Origin of the sequence: Bradyrhizobium sp. SK17 (assembly GCF_002831585.1) — a bacterium.
Taxonomy (GTDB): Bacteria; Pseudomonadota; Alphaproteobacteria; order Rhizobiales; family Xanthobacteraceae; genus Bradyrhizobium.
Genome location: NZ_CP025113.1, coordinates 3,251,562 through 3,266,699 on the forward strand (window position 1 = coordinate 3,251,562; position 15,138 = coordinate 3,266,699).

Below are 15,138 nucleotides of genomic sequence, written 5' to 3' on the forward strand. Positions count from 1 at the left end.
AGCCGGGTTTCATGACCCGGCTCTTTCCGTTTCAACCTCCAGCTTCGACTGACCAGCATCATGGCAACCGCCGTATCCATTCTTCCCGCGCAGCAACTCGCCGTGCTGGAAGACACGTACCGCAAGGCCGTCGCGCGCAAGCGGCTGAGAGGCGCGTTGGCCGCCGCGGTGTTCTGCGTGGTCCTGGTCATCGCCGCAATCGGCGCAGAGGTGAATTTGCGCACGCTGTTCACCTATTTCGGCAACTTCGTCAGCTATTTCGACCGCATCCTCACGCTCGACTCGGGCGCGCGGGTCTGGACCGATCCCGTCGAATGGTTCTGGGGTTGGCACAAATGGCTGAGGATGCTCGGCGAGACGATCCTGATCAGCTATGTCGGCACGCTGACCGGCGCCGTGTTCGCCTTTGCGCTGAATTTCTTCGCCGCGCAGAACACCTCACCCGGACCATGGGTGCGCTTCATCATCCGCCGCCTGCTTGAATTCGCCCGTACCGTACCCGGCATCGTGTTCGCGCTGATCTTCGTGATCGCGTTCGGTCTCGGGCCGATGGCCGGCGTACTCGCGATCGCGATCCACTCGACCGGCGCGCTCGGCAAGTTGTTTGCCGAAATCGTCGAGAATGCCGACATGAAGCCGGTCGAAGGCATCCGCTCGACCGGCGCGAGCTGGCTGTCCTGCATGCGCTTTGCCGTGCTGCCGCAGGTCTCGGCCGGTTATGCCAGCTATGCGCTGTTGCGGTTCGAGATCAATGTCCGCGAGGCCTCGGTGATGGGCTTCGTCGGCGCCGGCGGCATCGGCCAGGAGCTCGTGGTCGCGATCCGCAAGTTCTATTATTCCGACGTCAGCGCCATCCTCGTCACCATCATCGTCACCGTCTTCATCATCGACATCTCGACCGGCTGGCTGCGCGGCCGGCTGTTCGGCAAGGAGACCCGCCGATGAGCCAGATGCCGCGGCCCGATGCGGGCGAGCTTCGGGCGAAATATCCCGGCGTGTTCGAGCGGCCCGCCTCGGCGCGGCTGGCGATGCCGGCGATGATTCTCGGCGCCCTCGCAATTTTCGTGTTCGGGCTGGTCGATCTCGACTTCTCGCCGTCGAGGTTGATCTCGGGCCTCAGCCAGCTCGGCTGGATCACCATGATGATGATCCCGCCGAATCCCGGTTCGTCATTTCCGCTCTACATGCAGGCGCTCGGCGAGACGCTGTCGATCGCGCTGCTCGGCACGACGCTTGCGGCGGTGCTGGCGCTGCCGGTCAGCCTGCTGGCGGCGCGCAACATCATCCCCTCGAACCTGATCCGCTTTCCGGTGCGCCGCTTCCTGGATTCGATCCGCGGCGTCGATACGCTGATCTGGGCGCTGGTCTGGATCAACGTCGTCGGCCTCGGCCCGTTCGCCGGCGTGCTGGCGATCATGGTGTCGGACTTCGGCGCGTTCGGAAAACTGTTCTCGGAAGCGATCGAGGCGGCGGACCGCAAGCAGGTCGAGGGTATCAGGGCCTCCGGCGGCAACGCGTTGCACGAAATCCGATTCGGCCTGTTGCCGCAGGTGTTGCCGGTGATCGCCGGGCAGGTGCTCTACTTCATCGAGTCGAACACGCGCTCGGCCACCATCATCGGCATCGTCGGCGCTGGCGGCATCGGCTTGCAGCTCGCCGAGCAGATCCGCGTGCTGGAATGGCAGAAGGTGTCGTTCCTGATCCTGATGATCCTGATCGCGGTCGCCGTGATCGACTTCATCTCGAGCAAGCTGCGCTTCGCGATCATCGGCCAGCGCGCGGTGGCGTAGTTGCCGCACGCGCTCAGTCCTTCTCCCCCTGTGGGAGAAGGTGGCGCGAAGCGCCGGATGAGGGGTATCCTTCCGCGAGCTCAGAAGCCGATGTGTTCGCGGAGACATACCCCTCACCCGGATCGCATCTGCCGATGCGATCCGACCTCTCCCACAAGGGGAGAGGTGAGCCGTTAGTGTGGCGGCAGACTCAGCCGTTCTCGACCAAGAACTCGACACGCTCGGCGGCGAACCGCGAACGCTTGGTCACCAGCGGCTGATTCAACATGTCGACGTCGGTGGCATCGACCACCAGCACCGGACGTCCCAGCGGCAGATCAAGCCGCGCGGCGTCGGTGGCGTCGGCGATCGCTGCGGTGATTCGGGTCGCGGCCCGCCGGTAATCCCTGACGCCGTAGTGCCCGAGCAGCTTCGTCATCGAGCGAACGCTGGCGAACACGTTGCCGGCATCGGGAAACCGCTCGGCCGACAGCCAGGTGGTGGATACGCAGATCGGCGTCCGGTCGGCGAGGCGCACGGCCTCGATCCGGATCAGCGGCGCGCCGATCTTCAGGCCGAGCTCGCGCGCGATCTCGCGATTGGCAGTGTCTTCGCCGGCATCGATCAGCTGGCCGCGCGGCTCGTGGCCGCCGGCGCCGACGATCTCGGAAAACCTGGTGCGTGAGCGCAACGGATAGGCCAGGCGCTGCGCCTCGACATAGGTGCCGCTGCCGCGCTCGGCGCGCACCAGGCCGCGCTCCGCCAATGCAGCGAGCGCGCGCCGCACGGTGTGGCGGTTGACCCGGTAAGTCTCGGCGATCTCCATCTCGCCCGGCAGCTTTTCGCCGGCGGCGAAGCGGCCGTCGGCGATGCCGCGCTCGATGCCGTCAGCGACCTGCCGCCACAAGGCGACGCCGGAACTTTCCTGCATGCTCATGGCGCGGTGATACCAGAAATCGTCGATTTGTCACGAAACAGTCATGGCGCTCGGCTATCAAGTTGTCTATTATCATAGACAACTTGATGCGAGCAAGGTTGCCCAAGGGTTGCACATGAGTTCGACCGGACCAGACAGCAGACAGACCCAGCGCAAGGCCGCGATGACGGTGCTGGCGCATGCCGCCGCGGCCGACATCGCCGGCCGGCTGGCAGCGATCGCGGTGCCCGCGCATGAGAACCTGCGCGAGCCCGAGAACGGCCTCGTGATGGTGCGCGGGCGGATCGGCGGCGACGGCGCGCCGTTCAATCTCGGCGAGGCGACGGTGTCGCGCGCGGCGGTGCGAATCGCGAGCGGCGAGGTCGGCTTCGGCTACACGCTCGGCCGCGATGCCGAGAAGGCACGGATGATCGCGCTGTGCGACGCCATGGTGCAGTCGGCGGAATTGTCCGGCGAGGTCGAGGCCAAGGTGATCGCGCCGCTGCGCGCCGCCATGAATGCCGAGCGCAGCCGCAAGGCCGCCGAGACCGCGGCGACACGGGTCGATTTCTACACGATGGTGCGCGGTGAGGGATGATGCAATGACGACGATTGCCGAAATGCCCGCAGGCTTTGCCGACAAGGTGCTGTCGGCGCAATCAACCTTTCGTTCCGTGATGGACGCGATGGCGCGCCCGGGCAGCGTGCAGCGCGTCGCCGCTGATGTCGGCACGCCGACCGGCCTGATGCGCGGCGCGGCAGCGATCGCGCTGACGCTGTTCGACCACGACACGCCGATCTGGCTCGACGCCGCGATGGCTGCGACGCCCGATGTCGCCCGCTGGCTGAAATTTCATGCCAGCGCGCCGGTGGTCGCGGATGCTTCGATCGCAAGCTTCGCGCTGATCGGCGATGCGGCGAACCTGCCGGCGCTGGAGCGTTTCGCGTTCGGCAGCAGTGAATATCCTGACCGGTCGACGACGCTGATCCTGCAAGTCGACAGCCTGACGCAGGGCCCGGCCTTCGAGCTCGAGGGACCCGGCATCGACGGCAGCGCGGTGCTGCAAGCGATGATCAAGCCGCACGATCTGTTCGGCCGGCTTGCGATCAACGAAGCCCTGTTCCCGCGCGGCATCGATGTCGTGCTGGTCCATGACGATGCCATTGTGGCGATCCCGCGCACCACGCGGCTGATCGCAAGCGGAGTGTGAGCGATGTATGTAGCCGTCAAGGGAGGCGAACGCGCCATCGAGAACGCCCATCGGCTGCTCGCGCATGAGCGGCGTGGCGATCGCGATGTGCCAGAGGTGACGCTGGCGCAGATCTCCGAGCAGCTCGCGCTCGGTGTCGACCGCGTGATGACCGAGGGCTCGCTCTATGACCGCGAGCTCGCGGCGCTCGCGATCAAGCAGGCGCGCGGCGACATGATCGAGGCGATCTTCCTGGCGCGCGCCTTCCGCGCCACGCTGCCGCGCTTCGGTGCCACCGAGCCGGTCAACACCGGCGAGATGCGGGTGCAGCGACGCATCTCCTCGACCTTCAAGGACGTTCCGGGCGGCCAGATCCTGGGGCCGACCTTCGACTACACCCACCGCCTGCTCGATCCGCAGCTCGCGGAAGGTTTTGTGCCGGAGCAGCCGGAGACCGCGGAGGCCTCGCAGGCCGCGACGCCGCGCGTGACCGACATCCTCGGCCGCGACGGGCTGATCGAATCCTCGCCGCAGGCCGAGGCCGACGCGCCGGTCGGCGACCTCACCCGCGAGCCGTTGAACTTCCCGGCGGATCGCGATCTGCGCATGCAGAACCTGGCGCGCGGCGACGAGGGCTTCCTGCTCGCGCTGGGCTACTCGACGCAGCGTGGCTACGGCCGCAACCATCCCTTCGCCGGAGAAATCCGCTTCGGCGAGGTCGAGGTCGAGTTCTTCGCCGAGGACGCAGGCTTTGCCGTGCCGCTCGGCTCGATCGAACTGACCGAGTGCCAGATGGTCAACCAGTTCAAGGGCTCGACCACCGAGGCACCGTGCTTCACCCGTGGCTATGGCCTGGCCTTCGGGCAGAGCGAGCGCAAGACCATGTCGATGGCACTGGTCGATCGCGCGTTGCGGGCACGCGAACTCGGCGAAGAGGCGGCAGCGCCGGCACAGGACGAGGAGTTCGTGATGTCGCACTCCGACAATGTGCAGTCGACCGGCTTCGTCGAGCATCTCAAGCTGCCGCATTACGTCGACTTCCAGTCCGAGCTCGGCCTGTTGCGCAAGCTGCGGCAGGAATTCGCCGAGGCCAATCAGGCGGTCGAACTCCAGGAGGCCGCGGAATGAACGCGCCGACGTACAATTTCGCCTATCTCGACGAGCAGACCAAGCGGATGATCCGCCGCGCGATCCTGAAGGCGATCGCCATTCCCGGCTACCAGGTGCCGTTCGCCAGCCGTGAGATGCCGATGCCCTATGGTTGGGGCACCGGCGGCGTGCAGGTGACGGCCGCGATCCTCGGCCCCGACGACGTGCTGAAGGTGATCGACCAGGGCTCGGACGACACCACCAACGCGATCTCGATCCGCAAGTTCTTCGGCAAGACCGCCGGCGTCGCGACCACGACCTCGACCGCGGACGCGACCGTGATCCAGACCCGGCACCGGATTCCCGAGGCGACGCTGCATGCCGGGCAGGTGATGGTCTATCAGGTGCCGATCCCCGAGCCGCTGCGCTTCCTCGAGCCGCGCGAGACCGAGACGCGGCGCATGCACGCGCTCGCCGAATACGGGTTGATGCACGTCAAGCTGTACGAGGACATCGCGCGCTTCGGCCACATCGCGACCGCCTACGCCTACCCGGTGAAGGTGAATGCGCGCTACGTGATGGACCCGTCGCCGACGCCGAAATTCGACAATCCGAAGATGGACAATTGCGCGGCCTTGCAACTGTTCGGCGCCGGCCGCGAGAAGCGCATCTACGCGATCCCGCCCTATACGACCGTGGTGTCGCTGGATTTCGAGGATCACCCGTTCACGCGCTACCGCTTCAACGCGCCCTGTGCGCTGTGCGGCGCCGACAACTCCTATCTCGACGAGATCGTCACCGACGACAAGGGCGGCCGGATGTTCGTCTGCTCCGATACCGACTTCTGCGAGCAGCGCCAGGCCGCCGGCCATCGCGGCACCGAGAGCGCAGCACCGCACAAGGAGAAGGCGCATGTCTGAGCTCTCGAGCCTCGACAACGACCAGCCGCTGCTGGTGGCCGAGGGGCTTGCCAAGAACTACGGCCGGCTGCCGGCCTGCCGCGACGTCTCGTTCGCGCTCTATCCCGGCGAGGTGCTGGCGATCGTCGGCGAATCCGGTTCGGGCAAGTCGACCTTGCTGCAACTGCTCTCGGCGCAGCTCGCGCCGAGCGCGGGGCGGGTGTCCTACCGGATGCGCGACGGCGTGTTGCGCGATCTCGCCGAGCTCGGCGAGGCGGAGCGGCGCTTCCTGTTCCGCACCGATTGGGGCTTCGTGCATCAGGACCCCGCGCAGGGACTGCGCATGGGCGTCTCGGCCGGCGCCAATGTCGGCGAACGGCTGATGGCGGTCGGCTGGAACCACTACGGTCGTATCCGCGACACCGCTTCGACCTGGCTGGAGCGGGTCGAGATCGATGTCGGTCGCATCGACGATGCACCGAAGACCTATTCCGGCGGCATGCGGCAGCGGTTGCAGATCGCCCGCAATCTCGTCACCGAGCCGCGGCTGGTGTTCATGGACGAGCCGACCGGCGGCCTCGACGTCTCGGTGCAGGCGCGCCTGCTCGACCTGATGCGCAATTTGGTCAGCGAGCTTGGCCTGGCCGCCATCGTCGTGACCCACGATCTCGCGGTGGCGCGCCTGCTGTCGCACCGCGTGATGGTGATGAAGGGCGGCCGCGTCATCGAGACCGGTCTCACCGACCAGGTGCTCGACGATCCGCGCGAGCCCTACACCCAGCTGCTCGTTTCCTCGATTCTGCCGCCATGAGCTTGCCAATGACCGCGATGATCGAACTTGCCAACGCCGAGAAGACCTTCACCATGCATCTGCAAGGTGGTGTGGAGCTGCCCGTGGTACGCGACGTGTCGTTCCACGTCGTCGCAGGCGAATGCGTGGTGCTGTCGGGCCCGTCGGGTGCCGGCAAATCCTCCATCCTGAAGATGATCTTCGGCAATTACCGCTGCGACAGCGGCCGGATCGGCATCCGCCACCATGGCAAGGTGATCGATCTTGCCATCGCCGAGCCGCGCCAGGTGCTGAGCATCCGCCGCTCCACGATCGGCTATGTCAGCCAGTTCCTGCGTGCCGTGCCGCGGGTGGCGACGATCGACGTCGTCGCCGAGCCCCTGATCGCCAATGGCGTGACGCGCGAGGAGGCCCGCGAACGCGCCGGCAAACTGCTGCGCCGGCTCAACATTCCGGAGCGGCTATGGACCCTGCCGCCCTCGACCTTCTCCGGCGGCGAGCAGCAGCGCGTCAACATCGCGCGCGGTTTCATCTCGGATTTGCCGATCCTACTGCTCGACGAACCGACCGCATCGCTCGATGCGGCGAATCGCGCCGTGGTGGTCGAACTGGTCGCGGAGAAGAAAACTAAGGGCGTCGCGATGGTTGCGATTGTCCATGACGACGAAATCCGTCATCTGATTGCCGATCGCATCGTCGATGTGACCTCGTTCGCCGCTGCTGCCTGAAGGACCGTTGGAAATGACCGCCAAGCAAGACACCATCATCGGCAACGCCCGGCTGGTCCTCGCCGATCGCGTGATCGAGCAGGGCTGGGTTGCGATTGCTGACGGCAGGATCGCCGAGTTCGGCGAGGGCAGGGCACCCGAGGCCGCCGAGGACGCTGCCGGCGACCTCGTGATGCCCGGGCTGATCGAGCTGCACACCGACCATCTCGAGATGCACTACGTGCCGCGGCCCAAGGTGTTCTGGAATCCGGTCGCTGCCGTGATCTCCTATGACGGGCAGCTCGCGACCTCGGGCATCACCACGGTGCTCGATTCGCTACGGGTCTGGCGCGAGGACGGCGCCGAGGACGTCGACGGCCGCGCCGGCGTGCTGGCGGCGGCGATCTCCGCTGCCCGCGAGGAAAATCTGCTGCGCGCCGATCACTTCCTGCATCTGCGCTGTGAGGTGCCGATGCCTGACGTCGTTGCCGAGGCGAAAGAGCTGATCGACCGGCCCGACGTGCGGCTGATGTCGTTGATGGATCATACGCCGGGCCAGCGCCAGTTCCGCGACGAGGTCAAGCTGCGCGACTACTACCGCGGCAAGGGCGGCGGCATGACCGACGCCCAGCTCGACGTGTTGTTCGCGCGCCGCTTTGCCTATCAGAAGCAATACGCCGCGCCGAACATGCGCGCCATCGTCGCGCTGGCGCATGAACACGGTATTCCGCTGGCGAGCCATGACGACACCACTGAGGAAAATGTGGTCGACGCCATCAACGACAAGGTCGCGGTCGCGGAATTCCCGACCACGATGGAGGCTGCGCGCGGATTGCACGCGGCCGGCATCGCCATCCTGATGGGTGCGCCGAACGTGGTGCGCGGTGGTTCGCACTCCGGCAATATCGCGGCCGTCGATCTCGCTAACGAGGGCATGCTGGATATCCTGTCGTCGGATTACATCCCGTCGAGCCTGTTGATGGCGGCGCTGCAACTGCCGCGGCATGTGCCGGCGATCGATCTGGCGTCCGCGGTCCGCACCGTGACCAAGACGCCGGCCGAGGCGGTCGGTCTGTCGGATCGCGGCGAGATCGCAGTCGGCCGGCGCGCCGATCTGATCCGCGTGCATGTGGCGCGCGAGCTGCCGGTGGTGCGCAGCGTCTGGCGCGAGGGAGCAAGGGTCGCATGACCGAACTCTCTGCCGTCGCCGCGCAGAGTTCGACCACGATCGGCCCGGGCCGGTTGATCCTGGTGGTCGGTCCGAGTGGTGCCGGCAAGGACACGCTTCTGGGCCTCGCCAAGGCGGCTTGCGCCGATGACCGCAGCATCATCTTCGCGCGCCGGCTGATCACGCGCGAGGCCTCGGCGGCGGAAGACAATGAGCAGGTCAGTCCCGAGGAGTTCCAGCGCGCGGCCTTGGCCGGCGGCTACGCCATGCACTGGGACGCGCACGGGCACCGTTATGCGCTGTCCAACGCAATCAACGACGCGATCCGCGCCGGGCACACCGTGATCGCCAATGTCTCACGCACCGTGATCGCGTCGGCACGGCGCAACTATGCCAATCCGATCGTGGTCTCGATCACGGCGCCGCCGGAGGTGCTCGCGGCGCGACTGGCCGCGCGGGCGCGCAGCAGCGACGGCAAGCTCGAGCGACGGCTGGCCCGCACCGTCGACGAGAGCGCGTCCACGCCCGATTTCACCATCGTCAATTCAGGCAGCGCCGACTATCACGCGCGACAGCTGGTCCGCGTCATCAGGGGTGAGCGCTGGGATTGTTAGCAGCAAAGGAGAACGGCACTGTGTCGGTGATCGAGACGATCGAGCAGCTTGAGGCGATCTACGGCTTTCCGAACGACGCGTCGACCGTGAAGGTCGCCGATCACGTGACGCCGCTCTACCGTGTGCTCATCGAGAAATCGCCGTTCGTGTCGCTTGCGACCTCGGGCCCGGAGGGGCTCGACTGCTCGCCGCGCGGCGACCTGCCGGGCTTCGTGCGCATCCATGATGCGAAGACGCTGATGATGCCGGATCGCCGCGGCAACAACCGTTGCGATTCGCTGCGCAACATCGTTCGCGATCCCCGCGTCGGATTGCTGTTCCTGATTCCGGGCTCGGGCAGCACGCTGCGCGTCAACGGCCGCGCCTATGTCACGGCCGAGCCGGAACTGCTCGCCTCCTTCAAGATGGAAGGCAAGGCGCCGCGCACGGTGATCGTGATGACGGTGGACGAGATCTACTTCCAGTGTGCCCGCGCGATCGTGCGCTCCGACCTCTGGAACCCGGACAAACGGATCGATCCGACGGCATTGCCGACGCCCGGCCAGATCCTTGCCGAGATGAGCGAGCACACGGTCGGCGGCGAGAAATATGATCGCGAATGGCCGGAGCGCGCGCGGCAGACGATGTGGTGACATCTCGTCTCACTCGCTCCGCTCTTCGCGGGGCGAGTGACTTGCAACGGCTGCGTTGAAGTTGCGATCAGACCTTCGTCTGCTCCTCGAACGCCTTCAGCGACACCGCCGCGATCTCGCGCAGCGCCTCGCGGTCCGCACCCGAGGAGGCCATCACGCACATCCCCGATGTCACCGCGGACAGATAGCGCGCAAGCGTGGCTGGATCGACGTTCTCGCCCAGGTCATTTTGGGCCTTGGCGCGGACAAAGCGTTCGCGCAGCTGATCTTCGGTCCGGGTGCGACGTGCCGCCAGCTCGAACGGAACATTTTCAGAGCCCGTGCCGCAGGCCAGACCGCCCTGGACCAGCAGACAGCCGGGCGGGTTGGCGGGGTCGGTCTGGGCGTCCGCATGCTCCATCAGAAATCGCTCGGCCACTTCGTGCGCGGTCGGGGCATCGACCACCCTGTCCATCCAGGCGTCACGTTTTTCGGTGTAGCGGTCGAGCGCAGCCTTCAGCAGGCCCTCCTTGCTGCCAAAGGCGGCGTAGAGGCTGGGCGGATTGATGCTCATCGCCTCGGTGAGTTGCGCGATCGTCGCACCTTCGTAACCGTGGCGCCAGAACACGTCCATGGCCCGGTCCAAAGCGGCATCCGCGTCGAAGGCGCGGGGGCGTCCCATTCCCATTTTTCGTTACTCCGTAAGCCGGGTACCGTTTCTGTGACGGATTATCCCTGGCTTATCCTCTTGTTGCACGTGATGTTTTTCCGCGTCTTCCCATTTCCCCACGAATGAGATAATAAATTCATAGTGCTCGATACATAAGTATCTTGCGGACGGGCGTCCAGCTCCACATCTGTAGCGAACACTACAGATATGTGGAGCGCGTGAATGCCTTCGTCAACCCAAAATCCCCGTTCCGGCCGCTTCCGACGCGTCGCCGGCGGTATCGTGATCCTCGGCGTCGTCGCCGTCGCCGGTTCGATCGCGACGGGCCATTATTTTCATGCTGCGCAGGCGACGGCTGCTACTGCCGCCCCTGAACCGGCGGTCCCGGTGACCGTCGCCGTGATCCAGCCACGCCCGACCACCTTGTTCGATGACTTCTCGGGCCGGCTCGAGGCCGTCGACCGGGTCCAGCTCAGGCCGCGGGTGGCGGGAGCGATCCTGTCGACCAACTTCACCGAGGGTGCGCTGGTGAAGTCCGGCGACATCCTGTTCAAGATCGACCCCGCGCCCTATGCGGCCGAGGTCGACCGCGCCCAGGCCCAGCTCGAAGCGGCCAAGGCCCGCGTCGTGTTCACCACCAGCGAAGTCGAGCGCGGCGCGCAACTGGTCGGCAACAACATCGTCACCAAGCGCGATTTCGACCAGCGCGACAATGCCAATCGCGAGGCGATCGCCAACGTCAAGGCCGCCGAAGCCGCCCTGCAAACCGCCAAGCTCAACCTCGACTACACCGAGGTCCGCGCCCCGGTCGACGGACGGGTCGGCCGGATCGAGGTCACGGTCGGCAACCTGGTCGCGGCAGGGACGTCTTCGCCGGTGCTGACCTCGCTGGTCTCGGTCAATCCGATCTATGCGAGCTTCGACGCCGATGAGGAGGTCGTGCTGCGGGCGTTGAACTCGATCGCGGATGCTTCCGGCAAGCGCGGCAATCTGGACCAGATCCCGGTCGACATGGTCACCTCGGGCGGCCTCAGCGCCAAGGGCCACATCCAGCTGATCGACAACCAGGTCAACGGACAGAGCGGCACCATCCGTGTCCGCGCCGTGTTCAGGAACGACGACGGCCGGTTGATTCCGGGACAGTTCGCCCGTGTCCGCATGGGCCAGCCCAAGCAGCAGACGCTGGTGCTGATCGACGAGCGTGCCGTCGGCACCGACCAGGACAAGAAGTTCGTGATGCTGGTCGGCGACGACAGCCGCGCGGTCTATCGTTCCGTCACGCTCGGCGGCTCGGTCGATGGCCTGCGGATCGTCACCGCCGGCCTGAAATCCGGCGACCGCATCGTCGTCAACGGCCTACAGCGCGTGCGTCCCGGCGCACTTCTGAAGATGGAAGTCGCCGAGATGGGCGCCCGCGGCATGCAGCAGGCATCCACTGAAACCAACCAGCACGTCGTGCGGCGCTAGGCGCTGCGCGCGGGGGCGGAGCCATGAATCTCTCAAAATTCTTCATCGACCGGCCGATCTTTGCCGGTGTGCTATCAATCCTGATCTTCCTGGCCGGCCTGATCTCGCTGCTGGCGATGCCGATCTCGGAATATCCCGACGTGGTGCCGCCCTCGGTGGTGGTGCGCGCGACCTATCCCGGCGCCAATCCGAAGGTGATCGCGGAGACCGTCGCGACGCCGATCGAGGAGCAGATCAACGGCGTCGAGGGCATGCTCTATATGTCGAGCCAGGCGACCACCGACGGCGCGATGACGCTGACGGTGACGTTCCGGCTCGGCACCGACCCCGACAAGGCGACCCAGCTGGTACAGAACCGCGTGCAGCAGGCCGAGCCGCGCCTGCCGGCCGTGGTGCGCCAGCTCGGCATCATCACCAAGAAGAGCTCGCCCGACCTCACCATGGTCGTGCATCTGCTGTCGCCGAACAACCGCTACGACATGACGTATCTGCGCAATTACGCGGTGCTCAACGTCAAGGACCGGCTGGCGCGGATCGACGGCGTCGGCGACGTCCAGCTCTATGGCGCCGGCGACTATTCGATGCGGGTCTGGGTCGACCCGCAGAAGGCCGCCGAGCATGCGCTGACCGCGAGCGACGTTGTGCGCGCGATCCAGGCGCAGAACGTCGAGGCGGCCGCCGGCGTGGTCGGTTCCTCGCCGAGCGTCAAGGGCCTCGACCTCCAGCTCTCGGTCAATGCCGAGGGCCGGCTGTCGACCGAGGAGCAGTTCGGCGACATCGTGGTCAAGACCGGCTCGGCCGGCGAGGTGGTGCGGCTGCGCGACGTCGCCCGGATCGAGCTCGGCGCCTCCGAATATGGCCTGCGCTCGCTGCTCGACAACAAGCAGGCGGTCGCGATCCCGATCTTCCAGGCGCCGGGATCGAACGCGCTGGAGATCTCCGACCATGTCCGCGCGACGATGGCCGAGATCAAGAAGAACATGCCGGAAGGCGTGTCGTACCAGATCGTCTACGATCCCACGCAATTCGTGCGCTCCTCGATCGAGGCCGTGGTCCACACGCTGCTCGAGGCCATCGTGCTGGTGGTGCTGGTGGTGATCCTGTTCCTGCAAACCTGGCGCGCCTCGATCATCCCCTTGATCGCGGTTCCGGTGTCGATCGTCGGCACGTTCGCGGTGATGCATGTGTTCGGCTTCTCGATCAACGCGCTCAGCCTGTTCGGCCTGGTGCTGGCGATCGGCATCGTGGTCGACGACGCCATCGTCGTGGTCGAGAATGTCGAACGCAACATCGAATCCGGCCTGTCGCCGCGCGATGCCACCAATCAGGCGATGCGCGAGGTGTCGGGCCCGATCATCGCGATCGCGCTGGTCCTGATCGCGGTGTTCGTGCCGCTGGCCTTCATCTCCGGCCTCACCGGGCAGTTCTACAAGCAGTTCGCGCTGACGATTGCGATCTCCACCGTGATCTCGGCGATCAACTCGCTGACGTTGTCGCCGGCGCTGTCGGCGCTGCTGCTGAAGGGGCATCACGAGCCGAAGGACTGGCTGACCCGGATCATGGAAAGGTCGCTGGGCTGGTTCTTCCGGGGCTTCAACAAGGTCTTCACCAAGTCATCCGAGAACTACGGCCGCACCGTCACCAAGGTGATCTACGGCAAGGCCGTCGTGATCGGGCTCTACGTGCTGCTCGTCGGGGTCACCGGCGTGCTGTTCAAGCAGGTGCCGAGCGGCTTCGTGCCGGGTCAGGACAAGCAATATCTGGTCGGCTTCGCCCGGCTGCCCGACGGCGCGACGCTCGACCGCACCGAGGAGGTGATCCGCAAGATGAGCGACATCGCGCTGACCCAGCCCGGCGTCGAAAGCTCGGTGGCGTTCCCCGGCCTGTCGATCTCCGGCTTCACCAACTCCTCCAACGCCGGCATCGTGTTCTCGACCTTGAAGCCGTTCGATGAACGCAAGGACCCGTCGCTCTCCGGGCCGGCGATCGCGGCGGCGTTGAACAAGAAGTATGCAGGGATCCAGGATGCCTTCATCGCGATGTTCCCGCCGCCGCCGGTCAACGGCCTCGGCACCATCGGTGGCTTCAAGTTGCAGATCGAGGATCGCGCCGGCCTCGGCTATGAGGCGTTGAACGACGCGACCAAGGCGTTCATGGCTGCGATACAGAAGACGCCGGAGATCGCTGGCGCGTTCTCGAGCTTCCAGGTCAACGTGCCGCAGCTGTTCGCCGACATCGACCGTACCAAGGCATTGCAGCTCGGCGTGCCCGTGACGGAGGTGTTCAACACGCTGCAAATCTACCTCGGCTCCTACTATGTCAACGACTTCAACAAATTCGGCCGCACCTATTCGGTCTATGTGCAGGCCGACGCGCCGTTCCGCGCGCGTGCCGACGACATCAGGCAGTTGAAGGTGCGTTCGTCGTCCGGCGACATGGTGCCGCTGTCGGCCTTGCTGAAGGTCCGCCAGAGCGCGGGTCCGGAGCGCGCGATCCGCTACAACGGCTTCCTGTCATCCGACATCAACGCCGCCGCGGCGCCGGGCTTTTCCTCCGGCCAGGCGCAGGAGGCGGCAACCCGGATCGCGGCGGAGGTGCTGCCGCCGGGCTTCGCCTTCGAATGGACCGACCTGACCTATCAGGAGTTCATCGCCGGCAATTCCGGGCTCTGGGTATTCCCGCTCGCGATCCTCTTGGTGTTCCTGGTGCTCGCCGCGCTCTATGAGAGCCTGGCGCTGCCGCTCTCGATCATCATGATCGTGCCGATGGGCCTGTTGGCCGCGATGTTCGGGGTCTGGCTGTCGAAGGGCGACAACAACGTCTTCACCCAGATCGGCCTGATCGTGCTGGTCGGATTGTCGGCCAAGAACGCCATCCTGATCGTCGAATTCGCACGCGAGCTCGAATTCGCCGGGCGCTCACCGATCAGGGCCGCGATCGAGGCGAGCCGGCTGCGGTTGCGGCCGATCCTGATGACGTCGATGGCGTTCATCATGGGCGTGCTGCCGCTGGTGCTCTCGACTGGCGCGGGCTCGGAGATGCGGCGCGCGATGGGCGTCGCGGTATTCTCCGGCATGATCGGCGTCACGATCTTCGGTCTGTTCCTGACGCCCGTGTTCTACGTTCTGCTGCGCAGCCTCACCGGTATGAAGCCGTTGACGCAGCACGGCGAGGCGACCATCCCTGGAAAAACACACGCGGCATGATGCCGCGTGTGTTTTTCCCTTCTGTCAGTCTCGTGTCAGTTT

At 65.8% G+C, this 15,138-nt stretch carries 15 protein-coding genes; 13 read left to right on the plus strand and 2 right to left on the minus strand.

Features of this window, described 5'->3' with window-relative positions:
• Positions 1 to 60: 60 nt before the first annotated feature.
• Together phnE (CWS35_RS15180) and phnE (CWS35_RS15185) are read left to right on the plus strand one after the other, a co-directional pair.
• Positions 61 to 945 carry a phosphonate ABC transporter, permease protein PhnE gene (gene phnE, locus CWS35_RS15180; RefSeq protein ID WP_100952365.1) on the plus strand — a complete coding sequence of 295 codons (885 nt, stop codon included), beginning with the start codon at positions 61 to 63 and terminating at the stop codon, positions 943 to 945.
• Positions 942 to 1,790: a phosphonate ABC transporter, permease protein PhnE gene (phnE, locus tag CWS35_RS15185; protein WP_024580607.1), complete on the plus strand. Its 849-nt coding sequence runs from the start codon at positions 942 to 944 to the stop codon at positions 1,788 to 1,790. The genes phnE (CWS35_RS15180) and phnE (CWS35_RS15185) overlap by 4 nt, the downstream gene beginning before the upstream one ends.
• A 190-nt stretch (positions 1,791 to 1,980) precedes the next feature.
• Here phnE (CWS35_RS15185) and phnF read toward each other — a convergent pair whose 3' ends face one another.
• Positions 1,981 to 2,706, minus strand: a complete 726-nt coding sequence (gene phnF / locus CWS35_RS15190) for a phosphonate metabolism transcriptional regulator PhnF (protein ID WP_024580608.1) — start codon at positions 2,704 to 2,706, stop codon at positions 1,981 to 1,983.
• A 115-nt stretch (positions 2,707 to 2,821) separates the two neighbouring features.
• On the opposite strand from phnF, the gene phnG reads away from it, so the two are divergent.
• Genes phnG through CWS35_RS15235 form a run of 9 tightly spaced genes read left to right on the plus strand, consistent with a single transcriptional unit; the run spans position 2,822 to position 9,774 of the window.
• The gene (phnG, locus tag CWS35_RS15195; protein ID WP_100956378.1) at positions 2,822 to 3,283 is read left to right on the plus strand and encodes a phosphonate C-P lyase system protein PhnG; all 462 of its coding nucleotides are present in this window, start codon (positions 2,822 to 2,824) and stop codon (positions 3,281 to 3,283) included.
• 4 nt (positions 3,284 to 3,287) lie between these two features.
• A complete protein-coding gene (gene phnH, locus CWS35_RS15200) occupies positions 3,288 to 3,896 on the plus strand; it encodes a phosphonate C-P lyase system protein PhnH (protein ID WP_168226333.1) in 609 nt (202 codons plus the stop codon).
• A gap of 3 nt (positions 3,897 to 3,899) precedes the next feature.
• A complete protein-coding gene (locus tag CWS35_RS15205; protein ID WP_100952367.1) occupies positions 3,900 to 5,003 on the plus strand; it encodes a carbon-phosphorus lyase complex subunit PhnI in 1,104 nt (367 codons plus the stop codon).
• Positions 5,000 to 5,884: an alpha-D-ribose 1-methylphosphonate 5-phosphate C-P-lyase PhnJ gene (locus CWS35_RS15210; RefSeq protein ID WP_024580612.1), complete on the plus strand. Its 885-nt coding sequence runs from the start codon at positions 5,000 to 5,002 to the stop codon at positions 5,882 to 5,884. The genes CWS35_RS15205 and CWS35_RS15210 overlap by 4 nt, the downstream gene beginning before the upstream one ends.
• Positions 5,877 to 6,674 (plus strand): phosphonate C-P lyase system protein PhnK, encoded by a 798-nt coding sequence (gene phnK / locus CWS35_RS15215; protein ID WP_024580613.1) that lies wholly within the window; start codon positions 5,877 to 5,879, stop codon positions 6,672 to 6,674. Before CWS35_RS15210 ends, phnK begins: the two co-directional genes overlap by 8 nt.
• A gap of 8 nt (positions 6,675 to 6,682) precedes the next feature.
• Complete coding sequence (gene phnL, locus CWS35_RS15220; protein WP_168226334.1) at positions 6,683 to 7,381, plus strand: phosphonate C-P lyase system protein PhnL; 699 nt, start codon at positions 6,683 to 6,685, stop codon at positions 7,379 to 7,381.
• A 13-nt stretch (positions 7,382 to 7,394) separates the two neighbouring features.
• A complete protein-coding gene (locus CWS35_RS15225; RefSeq protein WP_024580615.1) occupies positions 7,395 to 8,549 on the plus strand; it encodes an alpha-D-ribose 1-methylphosphonate 5-triphosphate diphosphatase in 1,155 nt (384 codons plus the stop codon).
• Positions 8,546 to 9,142, plus strand: a complete 597-nt coding sequence (phnN, locus tag CWS35_RS15230) for a phosphonate metabolism protein/1,5-bisphosphokinase (PRPP-forming) PhnN (protein WP_100952369.1) — start codon at positions 8,546 to 8,548, stop codon at positions 9,140 to 9,142. Before CWS35_RS15225 ends, phnN begins: the two co-directional genes overlap by 4 nt.
• A 20-nt stretch (positions 9,143 to 9,162) precedes the next feature.
• A complete protein-coding gene (locus CWS35_RS15235) occupies positions 9,163 to 9,774 on the plus strand; it encodes a pyridoxamine 5'-phosphate oxidase family protein (RefSeq protein ID WP_024580617.1) in 612 nt (203 codons plus the stop codon).
• 67 nt (positions 9,775 to 9,841) lie between these two features.
• Here the strand turns inward: CWS35_RS15235 and CWS35_RS15240 are convergent, their stop codons facing one another.
• Entirely contained in the window at positions 9,842 to 10,441 is a 600-nt protein-coding gene (locus CWS35_RS15240; RefSeq protein ID WP_024580618.1) for a TetR/AcrR family transcriptional regulator, read from the minus strand.
• A gap of 204 nt (positions 10,442 to 10,645) precedes the next feature.
• On the opposite strand from CWS35_RS15240, the gene CWS35_RS15245 reads away from it, so the two are divergent.
• Positions 10,646 to 11,890: an efflux RND transporter periplasmic adaptor subunit gene (locus tag CWS35_RS15245; protein WP_100952370.1), complete on the plus strand. Its 1,245-nt coding sequence runs from the start codon at positions 10,646 to 10,648 to the stop codon at positions 11,888 to 11,890.
• 23 nt (positions 11,891 to 11,913) lie between these two features.
• On the plus strand, positions 11,914 to 15,096 hold the full coding sequence (locus CWS35_RS15250; protein ID WP_100952371.1) for an efflux RND transporter permease subunit: 3,183 nt from the start codon (positions 11,914 to 11,916) through the stop codon (positions 15,094 to 15,096).
• Positions 15,097 to 15,138 lie beyond the last annotated feature (42 nt).